This is a genomic window from Streptomyces sp. RLA131 (genome assembly GCF_056270125.1).
Genome location: NZ_JBWDOQ010000002.1, coordinates 8,048,653 through 8,065,745, shown reverse-complemented (window position 1 = coordinate 8,065,745; position 17,093 = coordinate 8,048,653). Strand labels below are relative to the sequence as shown.

Here is a 17,093-nt window from a genome sequence, read left to right as displayed (position 1 = left end):
CACGGCATTTCGAGTTCCGGCAGAGCGAAGAAGTCTGCGATCACCTGCATGATCCGCACCACGTCGTCGCCTTCGTCCAACTCCGCGAGCTGCCGGTGGGCGCGTCGGCGGCGACGGTGGCCGTCCGGACCGCGGCCACGGCACCCTGGGCGGGGGTGCGGTGGCCGGAGTGGCTGTTCTACCAGGCCACGGGCAGCTCGTAGATGCCGTAGGCCTGTGAATCCTCCTTGAACCTCAGCTCCGAGGGGTCCACCGCGAGGCGCAGGCTCGGGATCCGGCGGAACAGGGTGCTGAACACGACGTGAAGTTCGATACGGGCCAGCTGCTGCCCGATGCACTGGTGCGGGCCCCAACTGAAGGCAAGGTGGTGCGCGGCGCTGCGGGCGAGGTCGAGCTTCTCCGGCTCGGGGAATGCCTGCGGATCCCAGTTGGCGGCGGGCAGAGCTGCGATGACGCCCTCACCCGCGCGCATGATCTCACCGTCGATCTCGATGTCCTCGACGATCGCCCGTCGCGCCAGAAGATGCGGGATGGTGAGGTAGCGCAGCAGCTCCTCGACGGCGCCCGACACGAACTTCGGGTCGTCCGCGTTCTCCCGCAGGGCCGTGAGCTGGTCGGGGTTCTGCAGCAGCAGCGCGGTGCCGAGGGTGATCATATTGGCGCTGGTGTCATGGCCGGCGACCAGGAGGATATGCCCCAGCGGGGCGGCCTCCTCCATGGTCAGCAGACCCTCTTTGACCCGGGTACCGAGATCGGAGAGGACGTCCTCGCCCGGGGCGTCCATCTTGGCCTCGATGAGGCCGGAGATGTAGTGGCGCAGCACCCTCGTGGTCTCGGCAGCCTCCTCCGCGGTCCTGAAGCGGGCGTTGGTGGCGCCGGCGTGCTTCTGGAAGAACGCGTGGTCCTCGTAGGGCACCCCGAGAAGCTCACAGATCATGAGCGACGGCAGGGGCAGGGAGAGTGCCTCGTTCAGCTCGGTCGGGTTGGGACCGGCCAGCATCCTGTCGATGAGGTCGTCGGTGATGAGCTGGATCGCCGGGCGGAGCTTCTCCATCCGGTGGCGGGTGAACGAGCTCGTCAGCATCCGTCGCCACCGGGCATGTTCGGCGCCGTCGGTGTTGTTGACCGAAGGCTGCATCTCGGCCGCGTGTGCCTTCATGGCCTCCGTCGTGTGCGGGTACCCGGGCGCGCCGATATTGGCGCTCACCCGGGGGTCCGAGAGGACCTGGCGCTGGGCGGCGTGCGTCGTGACGACCCACGGGGTACTGCCGTCCCAGGTGCGGGCGCGCACGACGGCCTTGCCCTGGTCATGCAGTTCGAGCAGACCCGGCGGCGGGGCGAAGGGACACATGCCCGATCGGGGCGACGGGTACTGCGGAATGTCCTCGGATGTGCCGTTGCCGGCCACCTTCTCGGTCATGGTCGACTCTCCGTTCATCGCTGGGTCGGCGTCGTCGAGGCAGGCCTGTGTCCGGTGGGTCCGGGACGGCCGGGACGGCCTCCCGGGCCCGGACACGCCAAGGTGCCCGACGGCAGCCGCTGTCGGACCTGTCGATGACGGACCAGGCGGACGCGGACCGCCATGAGGCGGGTCGCCCGTTACAGGCGGCTCCTGTCCGACGACGCCGTGGTGCACCGTGGTGCACAGATGGAATCAGACTTCGACCGGTCAGTACAAGACGTGTGCGTACAAGATCTGCCCGCGCCCCGCGGAGTCCGGTCCCGGTACTCCTGGTCGCTCCCCCTCGCCATCCACGCCGGCAGGACGTGAGGACCCGGGGCCAAGGGCCGTAGGCCCCGACGCCGGTTCGGCCACCGGTGCCCCGGCACTCCGGCACTCGTCTCACCTGCGCATACACCGTCGGTACGGGACGCGTTGCCGGACCGTCCGGCCGATGCCAGCCACGCGCCCCGGGCCACGAACGCCCGCGCAGGGGCACGCGTCCGGCCCGGACACGGAGACGTCGCGGGAGCGGACGGCGATCACGCGCCCCGGCGGAAAGCGGCGCCGATGTATTGACCGATCGCTCCAATTACGGCGCTCGACCGAAACCGAACGAGCTCGCACCACGGCAGGCAGCGCCACACCCCAACACCCGCCATACCGGCGCGCACTCCCAGACGAGCGCGCCCGTCGGCCTCTACCGTGACCCGCACCGCTCCGGGGCGGGATCACTCGGTCACGCTGAACCGCGCCAGCTCGTGCGCCACCATCCCCGCCAGCTCCGGGGCGGGTGGCGCGGGCAGGTCGACGGGGCGGTCCCGGGTCGGCAGCAGCACGACGGCCGTACCAGGGGTGGTGACCTCACCCCGCTGGTTCTCGCAGCGCACCAGGACGTCCACCTCGTTGCGCCCGTCGGTCTGCCGCTTGCCGACGACCTCGCCACGCACCCACGTGGTGTCGCCGATGTAGTTGAACTTGCGGTGCTCGCAGCGCAGCTTCCACAGCCACCCGTCGTCACCGATCCAGTCGGTGAGCAGATGGCACAGCCAGGTCTCGCGCATACCGCCGTAGTCGTAGGAGTTCGGCAGGCCCAACTCCTGGGCCCGCGAGGGCTCCCAGTGCAGACGCTGGACCGTGTCCGGGATGTTCAACCCGTTGGGCGGGTAGAGCCCGGGGGCCTTGCGCCGGATGTCCGAGGCGATTCGGAACGCCCCCGGCGGGGTGAGCTGCATCCCCCAGCCCAGGTGCCAGACGACCACGTCCGTGGTGGTCAGCGGCCCCTTCGCCCGGGGCTGCAGAGTCTCGCCGACCTCGACGTCCTCCCAGTACCGCGGCTCGGCGCCGCGCCTGGCCTCGGCCGCGTACGCCGCGTCGATCCCGGCGAGCTGCTCGGGCGTGTAGGGCTGCTGCTCCAGCCGCTCCGTCGCCCGCTTCCTCGACGTGTGCCGCTCGGCGTTGATCCACGTACCCCGCCGGACGCCGTGCATCTCGCCGCGGCCGTTGGTGTACAGGTAGTCGTGGGTGACATGCGCGGTGCGCCCTCCAAAACTGCTGCGCTTGGCCCGCACTCCCACCTGCGTCTGGAGCATCCGGCACCGGTCACCCTCCTGCAGCGGCCGCCACCACTCGAACTCCATCACCGCCTGGTACGAGCCGAGTCCGGCGAACGGATCGCCCCGCAGGAGCGCCCTGGTCTCCGGATCGGGCTTCGGGGCGGCGTCCTCGCCCATCGTGTAGAGGAACGTCGGTGGCGCGATCAGCGCTCCCCAGCGGGTGCCGGCGGCGTACGCCGGATCGCAGTAGAGCGGGTTGTCGTCGCCGTAGCCGAAGGCGAAGTGCCGTACCCCGTCCCAGGTCACCTCGCGGTTGTGCGGCGGGTTGCGCTGCGGGGTCGGGATGCCGACGCGGCGGCGTGACCTCTCGATCGCCGCGTCGGTCAGCATGCCGAACTGCTCGGCGCGCTTCTCCTCGGTGCTCGTCATCGCGGATCCTCCTCGTTCGCTCTGGCCGGGGACCGGGGTGCGCTACGTCATCTCGATGACGACCTTTCCGGTGGTGCGCCGTTCGGCCACGTCGGTGAGCGCGGCCGCCACGTCGGAGAGGGGATGAACACGTGAGACGAGGGGGCGCATACCGTCGCGAACCATCCCGGCGAGCGCACGTTGGGCCGCGGCCGTGGCATCGGGATCGTTCTGGCGAATGATCCGCGCCTCGAACCCCCGCACGACCAGGTTCTTGAGCAGCACGAGGTTCAGCGGGATACGCGGGATACGGCCGTCGGCGAAACCGACCGTGACGAACCGGCCGTCCCGCCGCAACGCGCGAAGTGCCGCCTCCGCGTGGTCGCCACCGACCGGGTCGACCACAAGGTGGGCGCCCTCTCCTCCGGTCAGCTCACGGACACGGGTCTTGAGGTCCTCACGGACGTAGTCGACCCCGGCGTCGGCACCGAGTCCGCGCGCGACAGCGAGCCGGCCTTCGCTCGATGCGGCGGCCACGACGCGCATCCCCAGCCGTTTGGCGACGTCGACCGTGGCCGAGCCGACCCCGCCCGCGGCGCCGAGTACCGCTGCCCACTCCCCCGCCGTGGCACCGCCCACCGTCACCAGCGCGTGGAAGGCGGTGGAGTACGTCACATGGAACGCGGCGGCGTGCACCATGTCCAGGCCCTCGGGGACCGGACGCAGCGACGCCACGGGCGCCACGACCTCCTCGGCGAACGCACCGCTCAGCACGGCGCCGGCCACCGGTGAGCCCACCACGGGCCCGGACACGCCGGGTCCCAGGGCGGTGACGACGCCGGCGAACTCGCTGCCGGGCGTGAAGGGCAGGGGCACCGAGAGCTGGTAGCCGTTGGCAGCGATGAGCACGTCGGGGTAGTTGACCGCCGCCGCGTGCACCCTGACCAGGACCTCTCCCGGACCGGGCGCGGGGTCGTCGACCGCCACGACCGCGATTCCGCCCGGCGGCCCGTACTCCGTGCAGCGGGCCGCTCTCATCGGGACCCCGGAGTGTCGGACACGGCCGGGTCGCGGGGCAGACCCAGCACCCGCTCGGCGATGGTGTTGCGCTGGATCTCCGCGGTACCCGCCCCGATCGTCGAGGCGCGGGTGCGCAGGAATCCCCAGACCCAGCGGCCCCGTTGCACGGCGTGCGGATCGCGCCGGCCGAGCACACCGAAGGGACCGAGCATGTCCACGGCGAATTCGTGCAGGTCCTGCTCGAACGTGACGATGAACAGGCGCGATGTCGACGACGCCGGTCCGGGCTCGCCCTTGGCCATGATGTCGGAGATCGTCCGCATCCCGGTGAAGCGCATGATCCGCACCCGCACCTCGAAGTCGGCGAGTCGCTGGCGCACCAGCGGCTCGGCGGTGGCTCCGCGTTCACGGGCCAGCTCGATCAGCTCGTCGAGCACACGCCGGTACATCGCGGCCTGGTTCATCGCGCCGGCCGCGCGCTCGTGGCCCAGGCTCGTACGCACGAGCGGCCACCCGCCGTTCTCCTCACCGACGCGGTTCGACACCGGCACGCGTACGTCGTCGAAGAAGATCTCGCAGAAGTGTGCGTCCCCGGTCAGGTCACGCAGCGGCCGCACGGTGACTCCGGGTGCGTGCGCGTCGATGAGCAGATAGGTGATCCCCTGCTGCCCCGACCCGGGCGGGCCGGTGCGCACGAGGGTGAAGACGATGTCGGCGATGTCGGCCGAACTGGTCCACACCTTCTGCCCGTTGACGACGTACTCAGCGCCCTCCCGCCGGGCCGTCGTACGCAGCGCGGGGAGGTCGGAACCGGCCTCGGGCTCGGAGTAGCCCTGGGCCCACACCGCGTCGCCGCGCAGCATGGGGCGCAGAAAACGCTCCTTCTGCTCCGCGGAGCCGTAGGTGATGATGGTGGGAGCGGCGATGCCGAGGCCGGTGCCCAGCGGCCCGGGTACCCTGGCCGTCGCGTACTCCTCCTGGTAGATCACCTGCCGGGCGAACCCGAGCTCCATCCCGCCGTACGCGCGCGGCCAGCTCGGGCCGGCGTACCCCGCGTCGAACAGTGTGGCCAGCCACGCCTTCCGCCAGGCCAGCCGCTCGGTGGGGTCCTTCGGCCGGTGGCCGGGGTGGTCGGCGGTCAGGAAGGCACGCAGGCGTGCCCGGAACTCGCCGTCGGTCTCGATCGTGTCGTCGCGCGGGTCCTGCGTGGTCGTCGAGGTCATGGGTGTCTCCTCAGATCCCCACCAGGTCGGCCAGCCGGGCCCGGTGCGCCGCGGGCGCCCCGAACAGCAGCTCCGACGACTTGGCCCGCTTCAGGTACAGGTGCGCGTCGTGCTCCCACGTGTAGCCGATGCCGCCGTGGATCTGGACGTTCTCCTTGGCCGCGTGGGTGTAGGCCTCCGAGCAGTACGACGCCGCCGCCGCCGCGGCCACCGGCAGTTCCGCCGAGTGCCCGGCCGCCGCGGAAGCGGCGTGGCGGGCCGCCGAGCGGGCGGCCTCGACCTGGAGCAGCATGTCCGCGCACTTGTGCTTGATGGCCTGGAACGAACCGACCGGCCGGCCGAACTGCACCCGGGTCTTCGCGTACGACACCGCGGCGTCCAGACATGCCTGTGCACCGCCGACCTGCTCGGCGGCCAGTGCGATCACTGCCAGGTCCAGGACCTTGCGCAGGAACGCCGTCGCGTCGCCGTCCGGACCTACCCGTGTGCCCGGGGCACCGTCGAGGTCGATCCGGCCCAGCCGGCGCGTCAGGTCGAGCGCGTCGAGCCGGCTCCGGTTCACTCCCGCCGCGTCGCTCCCGACGGCGAACAGCCCGGGGCCCGCATCGGTGCGCGCGACGACGAGCACCAGGTCGGCCGTGTGGCCGTCGACGACGAACATCTTGGTGCCGGAGAGCGTCCAGCCTCCGCCGGTGGTCGTGGTCGTGGTCGTGGTGGCGGTGGCGGTGGCGGTGGCCGCGAGGTCCTCCAGCCGCCACGAGCCGCTCTCCTCCGCGACCGCGAGGGTCGCGGTGAGCGAACCGTCCGCCACACCGGGGAGCCACCGCGACTTGGCCGCGTCGTCGTCCGAGGCGGCAAGCGCCTGGCCGGCCAGCGCCACCGTCGCGAAGAACGGGGACGGCAGCAGTGCCCGCCCGGTCTCCTCCAGCACGATGCCCAGCTCGACCGGACCGCCGCCGGCCCCGCCGTAGGTCTCCGGCAGTGAGAGCCCCTGGAGCCCGAGCTGCCCGGCCATCTGCCGCCACAGCGCGGGATCGTGGCCCTCCTCGGACTCCATCCAGCCCCGCACGGCCTCACTCGGCGACTTGTCCGTCAGGAAGCGTCGCAACGACGCGCGCAGTTCTTCCTGCTCCTCGGTGAACGTGAGGGTCACCCGGGCTCCTCCACGATTGCCTTCGACTCGGCCGCGGCCCTGACACGCATGGCACCGGACGCTGCCGACACCGTACCCCGCATGAGTAATAAAGGATACTCCATTCGGGCCATACGTCCGCTGAGAACCGTCGTTTACCCTCTCCAGCACTTCAATCACGGCAAATCAGTGGACGACTTTCAACCCACCGTGTTGCGAGCGAGGGCGCGCCGCGTCAGGTCGACCACGACACCTTCGAACGCAGGTAGGCGGCGAAGTCGGGCATCCGGGCGCGGTCCACGATCTCGATCCGCAGCCCCGCGGGGTCCACGTGATAGGCGAATATCGACGGCGAACCGTCGATCAGGGCGCAGGCCTCCAGGGCGAACCCCGACTCCTCCAGCCGTTTCGACGTGGTCGGAACGTCGTCGCAGAAGTAGCCGAGGTGATGCGTCGCGGCGTGCGGGGTCGCCGTCCACGGCGTCCCGGGAATCTCCTCCACGAGTTCGATGTGCGGAGCGTCGAGTGAGTACGCGTACCGCAGTCGCAGCACCCGCTCACCGTCCGCCAGCCACACCGGGAGTTCGGCGGACTGGACCGCCGTCCATCGGTATCCCGCGACCTCGCCCATCCGGGACATCCACGCTTCCAGATCCGGCACCACGATGCCCGTGTGGTACAGATCCGCCGAACCGAGGGGATGCGTCATCGCCACTCATCACCGTCCCGTCGCCGCGCCGACCGCTTCACCATTCGAGTTCGAGCGACTTGATGCCGTACATGTTGCCGGTCTGTTCGAGGTCCTGCCCGGCCGCGATGCGGTACTCCGGGATCCGCTTGTGCCACTCCTCGACGGCCACGTTCAGTTCGAGGCGGGCAAGGTGCGAGCCCAGGCACCGGTGCGGGCCCGAACCGAAGGCGATGTGATTGCTCGCCTTGCGATACAGGTCCACCTCCAGCGGGTTCTCGTACCGCGCGGGGTCGCGGTTGCTGACCGCGAGCGGCAGCATCACCATCTCGCCGGACCTGACCGGGCAGCCGCCGATCTCGACGTCCTTCGTCGCCTTGCGCGCCGGAACCACGAACGAGTAGACGCGGAGGGTCTCCTCCACGCTCGTCGCGATGAGCGACGGGTCCGCGACGATCGCCCTGCGCTGTTCCGGATGGCTGGCGAAATGGTAGAGCGCCCAGCCGATCGAGATCGGGACCGTGTCGAGGCCGGCCTGGAACATCAGCACACAGAACGCGTGCATGTCCCTGTCGCCGATCCGCTCACCGTCGATCTCCCACGACATCGCGCGGGACAGCAGATCGTCGCGCGGCGCCTGCCGCCGGAGGGCGATCTGCTCCTCGAAGTACGCCGACACCGCCTTGATCGCGGCCAGTTGCCGGCCGCGGTCGGGGTCCTGCTCGTAGGACAGGTGCAGCATCTCGTGCACCCACCCGAGGAACGTGTCCAGGTCCTCCTCGGGCAGGCCCATCAGGCGCATGAAGATGAGGGTCGGAAACCGGCGTGCGAACCCGTCGAGCACATCGGCGCGACCGCCGCCCTTCAGCCGGTCGATGATGTCGACCGCGACCTTCCGGATCTCCGTCTCCCGGGTGGCGATCGCCTTGGGCGAGAACTCCCGGCCCAGCAGACGTCGCCACTCGGTGTGCAGGGGCGGATCCAGCATCTCCGGAATCCACAGGAACTTGGGGTCCGGGTCGAGAGCCGTCACCGACGTACTGGAGAAGGTGTGCCAGTCCTGCAGGGCCTCCTGCACCGCCCTGCCTTCCGTGACGACCCAGTAGCCACGCGCGATGCTGCTCCTGAACCCCGCGTGGGTGGAGGCGATCTCGTCCCAACGCTCCTGATGGCTCAGGAGCGGGCCGCCGGCGGTGTTGTCGTAGTGGTAGGCGGGCACGCCTTCGTAGCTGCCCTCGGGCTCGAGCGTCGTACTCATCGCGGTTCCTCTCCTCGAAGGCTCAGGCCAGGACAGGCAGTACGGCACGTCGACGTCTCCGACGGGAGCGGGGTCGTCGCACCCGAGGTGACCGGGCGCCGCACCATTTTCGGAATTACAGCGATTGAGAGCCCTCTTTTAACGGTGAACCCACCATGCCATCGCTCTGGCGACGGCGGCAATCCCCGGGTCCACGCGGAATCCGGCACGGTGCCCGGGTTGGTTCACCGGATCCGCTAGCGCCCCCTCCAGACCGGCGGCCGCTTCTCGGCGAACGCGGTGGCACCTTCCCTGGCGTCCTCCGACGAGAACACCGGCCGGGTGATGTCCGACTGCTTCGCCCAGCCCTCGTCCAGCGTCCAGTCGGCGCTGGAGCGGGCGACCCGCTTGGTCGCCGCGACGGCGAGCGGGCCGTTCTCCGCGATGGTCCGCGCGAGCCGGAGCGCTCCGTCGAGCGCGCCGCCCTCGTCGGTGAGCCGGTTGACCAGGCCGACCGCGGCCGCCCGCTCCGCCCCGAACGGCTCCCCCGTCAGCAGCAGTTCCAGCGCGATCGCGAACGGCACCCGCCGTGGCAGCAGCAGCGCCGCGCCCCCGCCCGCCACCAACGACCGCTTCACCTCGGGCACACCGAACCGTGCCGTACGTGCCGCGACGACGAGGTCGCACGCGAGCAGCAGCTCGAAGCCGCCGGCCAGCGCCCACCCCTCGACCGCGCCGATGAGCGGCTTGCGCGGCGGCGTCATCGTGATCCCGCACAGCCCGCGGCCCTCGATCGCGGGACTCTCGCCCCGCAGATAGGCCTTGAGGTCCATACCGGCGGAGAACGTGCCCCCCGCGCCCGTGATGACGCCGACCCGCAGGTCGTCCGACGCGTCGAGTTCGTCGACGGCCGCCGCCACCCCGGCCGCCACGGCGGCGTCGAGGGCGTTCCTCGCCTGTGGGCGGTTGATCGTGATGACCTGGACGGCGCCGTCGCGCTCCACGAGAACCTCGCCCGACACGCTTCCCCCTCGACTCAGTCGACCCGCACTGACGACCTCTTCCCGATGAACAGTATCCTCAAATCCGGGTCTGTTGGAGACCCGCGCGTCGATTCACGCTTTCCGGCGCCACCGCTCGCGGAGGTCACTGCGCAGCTGCCGCGCCCGGCGGTCGCGGAACGATCCAGGAGACGAGGTGCTCGACGTCCGCGGTCGCGGCCGGCCGCTCCGACCACAGGAACTGCTCCATGACGGCGAGCATCGCGCACGACGCGACGACGGCATCACGGGCCGGATCCCGGCTTCCGCACTCCGTCAGCGGTTCGATCAGCAGATCGGCGATACGCCGACGCAACTCGACCCCGCCCGAGGCGGATTTCGCACCGTGCGGTGTGTTGCGCAGTACCGCGCGCGTGGTGGCCGCCACCTCCGGGTCGGCCGCCTGTCTGAACACCGTCCGCACGCAGGCCCTGATCCGCTCGACCGGGTCGGTGTGCTTGTCGCACTGGTGGCGGAGGTGACCGAGCAACCGCCGGGCCCCGTCGTCGGCGATCGCGGCCATGAGGTCGTCCTTGCTCCGGAACGCCCGGTAGAAGGCGTCGTTGGAGACCTTGGCCCGCCGCACGATCTCGGCGATCTTCGGGGTGCCGGCCGGGTCCGCCCGCATCAGCTCCAGGCTCACATCGAGCAGCCGTCGCACCTCGTCCTCCGCCGAGGCGTAGCGCTCGCCGGCACGCCGGCGTACCGCCCGTGCCGCCAGGGACTCTTCCCCGAGGTGGTTGCCGTCGGCCTGTGGACTCGTCATGGCGGACATTGTAGGGTCCAGATACTCATTCCAAGAATGACGTTCTTGTTTGCCGGTATGGCGTTCCAGCCGGTGCGCGGCCGGTTCCGTCCGGCCGGCCCGGTGACCGCGACGGACGGAGTGGGCATGGCCGACCAACCACCAGCGGCACGACCGCGGGCCGGGATCGCCGATCCCGCCGACGTCACTCGGCGCGCGACGCGCGCGGTGGCCAGGACGCTGCGGGACCTGGCACCGCTGCCCGGCGGTACGTCCAGCCTCACGTACTCCGCCGCGACGGACGCGGGCGTCCGCGTGGTGGTGAAGGTCGCCCCGCCCGGCCTCCCGCCGGTCCGCAACCGGGACGTCCTGCGTCAGGCCCGGGTGCTCACCGCGCTGGCCGGCGTGGCCGACGTGGCCGTACCGGAGGTACTGGGCAGCGACCTCGGTGCCCCGCCGGACGTCCCCCCGCTGTTCGTCATGTCCTTCGTGGACGGCGAGAGCTACGAGCCCCGTCACGTCGCGCGCGAGCACCGTCCGGCCCCGGACGTGGTGCGCATGCGGGCCGCGGCCGCGGCCCGCATGCTGGCCGCCCTGCACGCGGTCGGCGCCGCGGAGTTGGGCATCGACGAGGAGGCGGTCACTCCGCGGGCCGAGGTCGAGCGGTGGCAGGCGGCGCTGGCGACCTGCGAGCTCGCTCCGGACGTGGCACGTGCCGAGGCGGAGTGCCGGAGCAGGCTCGGCGCGGCGGTTCCCGCGCCGATGCGACCGGCGGTGCTGCACGGCGACTGGCGACTGGGCAACATGCAGTGCGCCGGCTCGCAGATCCGAGCGGTGATCGACTGGGAGATCTGGTCGGTCGGAGATCCGCGGCTGGACGTCGCGTGGATGCGTCTGATGTCCGATCCCGCCCATCCGACGGCGGTCGCACCCGATGCCCCCACCCTGGAGCCCGACGAACTGCTGGCCGCCTACGAGACGGCCGGCGGCACCCCGGTGCCGGACCTGGGGTGGTTCGATGCCGTCGTCCGTTACAAGCAGGCCGCCGCTTCCGCGCTGTTGGTGAAGGGGGCCGAGCGCCGCGGCCAGGTCACCGAGCGGGTGGAACGGATGCGGCGCGGGATCCCCCTGCTGCTCGCCGCCGCGCTCACCCACCTCACCCCCTGATCATCTCTTTCGGAGGACCGATGCTGGACTTCTCGATCGAACCCGAGTTCCAGGCCAAGCTGGACTGGGCGGCGGCCTTCGTCCGGGAGGAGGTCGAACCGCTCGACCTGCTGTTCCCGCACGGGGGCGACCCGTACGACAAGCGCAACGTGAAGGCCCGCGCGATCATCGCGCCGCTGCGGGAGCAGGTCAGGGCGCAGGGGCTGTGGGCCTGTCACCTCGGCCCAGAACTGGGCGGACCGGGCTTCGGCCAGGTCAAACTGGCTTACCTCAACGAGATCCTGGGCCGCTCCTACTGGGCCCCCACGGTGTTCGGCACGGCCGCCCCCGACACCGGCAACGCCGAGATCCTGGCGATGTTCGGCACCGAGGACCAGAAGGCCCGCTACCTGCGGCCACTGCTGGACGGCGACATCGTCTCCACGTTCTCGATGACCGAACCGCAGGCCGGCGCCGACCCCAAGGAGTTCGTGTGCCGCGCCTGGCGCGACGGTGACGAGTGGGTGATCGACGGGGAGAAGTGGTTCTCCTCCAATGCCCGGTACGCGTCGTTCCTCATCGTCATGGCCGTCACCGACCCGGCCGCGCCGCCGTACGAGCGGATGTCGATGTTCATCGTGCCGGCCGAGACGCCCGGCATCGAGATCAAACGCAACGTCGGCACCATGGACGAGCGGGACTCCCTCGACGAGGGCATCCACGCGTACCTCCGCTACCACCGGGTCCGGGTCCCGCTCGACGCCATGCTCGGCGGTCCCGGGGAGGGCTTCAAGGTGGCCCAGGCCCGCCTCGGCGGCGGCCGGGTGCATCACGCCATGCGCTCGGTCGGCAAGTGCACCCGCGCCTTCGACATGATGTGCGAGCGGGCGCTGTCGCGCCGCACGCAGGGCACCCTGCTCGCCGAGAAGCAGGCGACCCAGCAGTTCATCGCCGACTCCTGGATCGAGTTGCAGCAGTTCCGGCTGCTCGTGCTGAACACCGCCTGGATCATCGACACCCAGCCGCACGGCGCCGCCCGCACCCAGATCGCCATGTGCAAGGTCGCGATGGCCAAGGTGCTGCACGACATCATCCAGCGGGCACTGCACCTCCACGGCTCGCTCGGCACCACCAACGAACTCCCGCTCGCGCACTGGTGGATGGCCGTGCCGAACCTCGCTCTCGCCGACGGACCGACCGAGGTGCACCGCACCACGATCGCCAAGCAGGTACTGAAAAACCACCGGCCCGCCGAAGGGCTGTTCCCCAGCGAGCACATCCCCCCGAAGCTCGACGCCGCCCGCAAGCGCTACGCGCACATCATCGACGACGACAGCCTCACCGGCCGGGTGAACGCATGACGACCGACCGGGGCGGACCGCCGGTCACCGCGGCGGACCTGTTCGACCTGACGGGGAAGGTAGCGCTCGTCACCGGCGGCAGCCGGGGCCTGGGGCTGGAGATGGTACGGGCGTTCGCCACCGCGGGTGCCGACGTGGTGATCTCCAGCCGGAAGCAGGACGCGTGCGAGGCAGCGGCCACGCAGGTACGCGAGCTGGGCAGGCGTGCCCTGCCGGTCGCGGCCCATGCAGGGCGCTGGGACGACCTCGGACGGCTCGCCGACGCCGCGTACGGCGAGTTCGGCAGGGTCGACATCCTGGTCAACAACGCCGGCATGTCACCGCTGGCACCTTCGTCGGCGGAGACCAGCGAGGAACTGTTCGACAAGGTCATCGGGGTCAACTTCAAGGGGCCGTTCCGGCTCGCCTCCCTCATCGGGCAGCGGATGGCCGACGGCGACGGGGGTTCGATCATCAACGTCTCCTCCTCGGGAGCCCTGATGCCGCAGCCCAGATTCGGCCCGTACGCGGGTGCCAAGGCCGCGCTCAACGCGTTGACCACGGTCTTCGCCCTGGAGTACGGCCCGAAGGTGAGGGTCAACACCATTTCGGCCGGCCCGTTCCTCACCGACATCTCCAAGGCCTGGCCGGAGGAGAAGCGGCGGAGCGCACGCAGCGCGGCCGGCCGGCCCGGCAGGCCGGAGGAGATCGTGGGCACCGCGCTCTACCTCGCGAGCGCCGCCTCCGGTTACACCACGGGCGCGCTGATCCGGGTCGACGGCGGCCTGTACTGAAGTCGCGGGGCGGACCGGTCCGGTCCGCCCCGCGAACGTGTGCCCGCGCCTCCTCCCGGCGTCCGGACAGTCCGCGTCCGGCGGGCGGGATCCGGGCCGGCTGCGGGGAGGCGGCACCGGCCCGGATCGTCGCGGTCAGGAGACGGCCTGGCCCACCATGGTTTCGTCGAGCCGCTTGATCCGGGGGGTCAGCAGTACGAGGAGGGCTCCCACCGCGCAGAAGCCGGACACGAGCCACAGTCCGTTGGTGAAGCCGGAGTCGAGGTAGAACTGCGTGCCGCGCAGCACCGTGCCGTTCCTGGCCATCACCACGAACACGAGCTGGACGAAGACCGACTGCGCGACTCCCTGGAGCAGGAACTGGGTGCCATTGGCCAACGCCTGTTCCTCCGGGGACACCGTGCCGATGATCATGATGGGGGTGATGGCGAGGACCAGGCCCACGCCGGGGCCGACTATCAGGCCCCAGGTCGCGAACTGCGGAATCGTGTGGTGGAGCTGAGAGCCCAGGGCGAACCCCACCGTGGTGAGGATCCCGCCGAGTCCCAGCAGGATCCGGGTGTCGATCCTGCGTGCGAGTGCCCCGGCCCCGACGGCCACCGCGATGGTGGTCACGCTCATCGGGGCGAAGACCACGGCGTTCTTCGTGGCCGACCAGCCCAGGCCACCGGAGACGTTCGGGATGTTCGGCATGAGCGCGAGAAGCGTGGTGAGCAGCCCCACGGCCATGATGGCGCCCGAGGCCACGGCGGTGGCCAGCAGGACGGTCCAGACCGGGCGCCGCGTCAGGATGGACATCGGGAGCAGGGGATTGGCGACGCGCCTCTCGACGAATACGAAGACGACCAGTGCCAGCAGCCCCGCCGCGATGTACGCGAGGGTCTTTCCACTGGTCCAACCCCAGCCCGAGCCTTCTCCGATCCCGTAGACGACGGCGGTGAGACCGCCGCCCAGCAGGAGTCCGCCGACCCAGTCCATTCTGGTGCGTTCCTCACGGACCGGACTCTCGGGCACGAAGGCGAGCAGCAGTGCCAGGCACACCAGCGTGGAGATCACCATGAACCACAGGGCGCCTCTGAAGCCGTGGTTGTCGATGACCCACCCCGACAGGAACGGACCGCCGAGGCCGACCAGGCCGACGCTGCCTCCGAGGAACCCGCTGGCGGGTCCGACCAGACGGCGGGGAAACACATCGCGGGCCATCGAGAAGGCCAGCGGTGCGGCCGGACCGTAGACTCCGGCGATGCTCCGGCCGATGATCAGCAGGTCGTAGTTCGTGGAGAGCGCGGCGATCAGATCGCCGACCAGACCGAAGACCGTGATGATCACCATGACGCGCTTCTTGCCGTACATCGCGGCGCCCTTCATGACGAAGGGTGTGGCGAAGGTTCCGACCAGCGCGGTGCTCAGGGTGAACCAGGCGATCTGGGTGGTGTGGAAGTGGATCGCGATCTGGGACTGGGCGTTGCCGGACAGCATGCTGACGATCGGCATCAGCGCGACGGCCCAGAGCAGGGCGAGGATGACGAGCGTATGGCGGCCGCCGAGGCCGGACTCCTCGGCCGCCGGCGGTCTGGTGATCTTCGTATGGGACATGAGGGGCCCTTCGTCGAGTGGCTGCCGGGTGGAGGAAACCTCCCGGGCGTGGCGCCTGTCCTTGGACGCTCTGGGTGGTCGGTCGATCTGCGTGGTGCCGAGGCGGCCGTCACCGGCCGCGGGGTGGTGGCTGAGGGGGGCGGAGCGTACGTCGCCGGGGTTCCCGGCACACGCGGTCCGCGCGATCGGCCCACGTGACCAGGTCTGATTCCCCGGATGCCGGGCGAGTGCCCGGCATCCGGCTGCGATCAGCGAACGGCGGCGCAGCGGGCCGGCGCCACGGCCGCGCCGCCGCCTGAAGGGGCGAAGACGGAACAGCGACCGTTCCCCGCCCGGTACGGAGGCCGCGCCGGGCGACCACGGGTTCCCCGGCGCCGGGCCGGTCGGCCCATCAGGTCACAGCGCCGTCGATCTTCAGCTGGATGAGTTCCTCGTCGGAGAGGCCGAGTTCGCGCAGCACCTCGTCGGTGTGCTCGGCGAACTGGGGAGCGCGGGTGAGGGTCACCGGCGTCTCCTCGAACTGGACCGGGTTGGCCACCAGTTCGCGATCCTTTCCGTCCGCGTCAACGACCTGCGCGATCAGGCCGTTCGCCCGCAGCGACGGGTCCTGCCCCACCTCCCACGCGTTCTGCACGGCGGCCCACTGTCCCTCGCCCCGCGAGAGGATCTCGACCCATTCGGCGAACGTCCGCTTGCCGACGATCTCGGCGACGATGGCCGCGGCCGCACCGGCATTCGCCATGATCTTCTCGACGTCGCCGAAACGGTCGTCGGTCGCGAGGTCCTCCCGGCCGACGAGCCGGCAGAACTCCGGCCAGTACCGGCCCGGCTGCAGCATCGAGAACTCCAGCCAGCGGCCGTCGGCCGTCCGGTAGGTACCGACCAACGGGTTCGTCGCCGAACCGTGCCGGGGGTACTCCCGCGGCGGCAGCGGCCCACCCATCATCAGCGCCTGGTTCACCGAGTACTGGGTCGCCCACGCACCCACCCCGAGCAACGACACGTCGACCACCGACGGTTCGCCGGTGACCCGGCGTGCGTAGAGCGCCGCGGCGACACCTCCCGCGATCGTCATCCCGCCCATCGAGTCACCGTAGGCACCGGACGGCATCCGCGTCATCCGATCGGCCCCGGGCGGTGTGACGCCCGCCGCGCTGCCGCCGCGGGACCAGAACGCGGTGCTGTCGTAGCCGCCCTTGTCGTTCTCCGCGCCCCGGACGCCGAACCCGCTTCCCCGTACGTAGATGATGTCGGGGTTGACGGCCCTGACATCCTCGACATCGATCTTGAGCCTGGCCCGCGCCCCGGGCAGGAAGTTCGTGAGAAAGACGTCGCTCGACCGGACCAGTTCCTCGAACACCCCGCGCGCGGACGGGTTCTCCAGGGACAGCCCGACACTGCGCTTGCCGCGGTTCGGCCCCTCCATGATGGGGAAGAACGTGGAGTCCTCACTGGCCACCGGCAGTCCGAGCACACGCGTCAGGCCGCGCTGTCCGTCGCCGCGTTCGGCGTGCTCGATCTTGATGACCTCGGCGCCCCAGTCCGCGAGCACCGCGCCCGCCGCCGGCACAAAGGTGAACTGCGCGACCTCCAGGACCCGCACACCCTCCATCGGTCGGTTCACCCTGACCGCCTCCTTGTCGACTTCGATGGGATCCCTCCGCGCGCGGCACGCCCGTCACGTACCGCGCGGCGCCGACGTCGCGCGCCGGTACCCGGACCGGGCT

General features: G+C 70.7%; 14 protein-coding genes. 3 read left to right on the top strand and 11 right to left on the bottom strand.

Annotated features, from left to right (window positions below):
* Positions 1-178: 178 nt before the first annotated feature.
* The 9 genes from RWE79_RS37400 to RWE79_RS37360 form a co-directional block, all read right to left on the bottom strand.
* Complete coding sequence (locus RWE79_RS37400) at positions 179-1,420, bottom strand: cytochrome P450 (RefSeq protein WP_475944964.1); 1,242 nt, start codon at positions 1,418-1,420, stop codon at positions 179-181.
* 752 nt (positions 1,421-2,172) lie between these two features.
* Complete coding sequence (locus tag RWE79_RS37395; RefSeq protein WP_475944962.1) at positions 2,173-3,426, bottom strand: FAS1-like dehydratase domain-containing protein; 1,254 nt, start codon at positions 3,424-3,426, stop codon at positions 2,173-2,175.
* A gap of 42 nt (positions 3,427-3,468) precedes the next feature.
* A complete protein-coding gene (locus RWE79_RS37390; protein ID WP_475944960.1) occupies positions 3,469-4,443 on the bottom strand; it encodes an NADPH:quinone oxidoreductase family protein in 975 nt (324 codons plus the stop codon).
* A complete protein-coding gene (locus tag RWE79_RS37385) occupies positions 4,440-5,648 on the bottom strand; it encodes an acyl-CoA dehydrogenase family protein (RefSeq protein ID WP_475944958.1) in 1,209 nt (402 codons plus the stop codon). The genes RWE79_RS37390 and RWE79_RS37385 overlap by 4 nt, the downstream gene beginning before the upstream one ends.
* A 10-nt stretch (positions 5,649-5,658) precedes the next feature.
* The gene (locus RWE79_RS37380; RefSeq protein ID WP_475944956.1) at positions 5,659-6,801 is read right to left on the bottom strand and encodes an acyl-CoA dehydrogenase family protein; all 1,143 of its coding nucleotides are present in this window, start codon (positions 6,799-6,801) and stop codon (positions 5,659-5,661) included.
* Positions 6,802-7,015: 214 nt separating this feature from the next.
* The gene (locus RWE79_RS37375) at positions 7,016-7,489 is read right to left on the bottom strand and encodes a VOC family protein (protein ID WP_475944954.1); all 474 of its coding nucleotides are present in this window, start codon (positions 7,487-7,489) and stop codon (positions 7,016-7,018) included.
* A 37-nt stretch (positions 7,490-7,526) separates the two neighbouring features.
* A complete protein-coding gene (locus RWE79_RS37370; protein ID WP_475944952.1) occupies positions 7,527-8,726 on the bottom strand; it encodes a cytochrome P450 in 1,200 nt (399 codons plus the stop codon).
* Between the two features lie 236 nt (positions 8,727-8,962).
* The gene (locus RWE79_RS37365) at positions 8,963-9,727 is read right to left on the bottom strand and encodes a crotonase/enoyl-CoA hydratase family protein (protein WP_475944950.1); all 765 of its coding nucleotides are present in this window, start codon (positions 9,725-9,727) and stop codon (positions 8,963-8,965) included.
* Between the two features lie 124 nt (positions 9,728-9,851).
* The gene (locus RWE79_RS37360) at positions 9,852-10,511 is read right to left on the bottom strand and encodes a TetR/AcrR family transcriptional regulator (protein WP_475944948.1); all 660 of its coding nucleotides are present in this window, start codon (positions 10,509-10,511) and stop codon (positions 9,852-9,854) included.
* A gap of 36 nt (positions 10,512-10,547) precedes the next feature.
* Between RWE79_RS37360 and RWE79_RS37355 the strand changes: the two genes are divergently transcribed.
* From RWE79_RS37355 to RWE79_RS37345, 3 genes are read left to right on the top strand one after another with little or no spacing between them, the layout of a single operon-like run.
* A complete protein-coding gene (locus RWE79_RS37355) occupies positions 10,548-11,657 on the top strand; it encodes a phosphotransferase family protein (protein ID WP_475944946.1) in 1,110 nt (369 codons plus the stop codon).
* 20 nt (positions 11,658-11,677) lie between these two features.
* Positions 11,678-12,997, top strand: coding sequence for an acyl-CoA dehydrogenase family protein (locus RWE79_RS37350; protein WP_475944944.1), 1,320 nt, complete (start codon positions 11,678-11,680; stop codon positions 12,995-12,997).
* On the top strand, positions 12,994-13,770 hold the full coding sequence (locus RWE79_RS37345; RefSeq protein ID WP_475944942.1) for an SDR family NAD(P)-dependent oxidoreductase: 777 nt from the start codon (positions 12,994-12,996) through the stop codon (positions 13,768-13,770). Before RWE79_RS37350 ends, RWE79_RS37345 begins: the two co-directional genes overlap by 4 nt.
* Positions 13,771-13,905: 135 nt before the next feature.
* On the opposite strand, the gene RWE79_RS37340 is transcribed toward RWE79_RS37345, so the two are convergent.
* Together RWE79_RS37340 and RWE79_RS37335 are read right to left on the bottom strand one after the other, a co-directional pair.
* Positions 13,906-15,366: an MFS transporter gene (locus RWE79_RS37340; protein ID WP_475944941.1), complete on the bottom strand. Its 1,461-nt coding sequence runs from the start codon at positions 15,364-15,366 to the stop codon at positions 13,906-13,908.
* Between the two features lie 391 nt (positions 15,367-15,757).
* Complete coding sequence (locus RWE79_RS37335) at positions 15,758-16,990, bottom strand: CaiB/BaiF CoA transferase family protein (RefSeq protein ID WP_475944939.1); 1,233 nt, start codon at positions 16,988-16,990, stop codon at positions 15,758-15,760.
* Between the last annotated feature and the right edge of the window lie 103 nt (positions 16,991-17,093).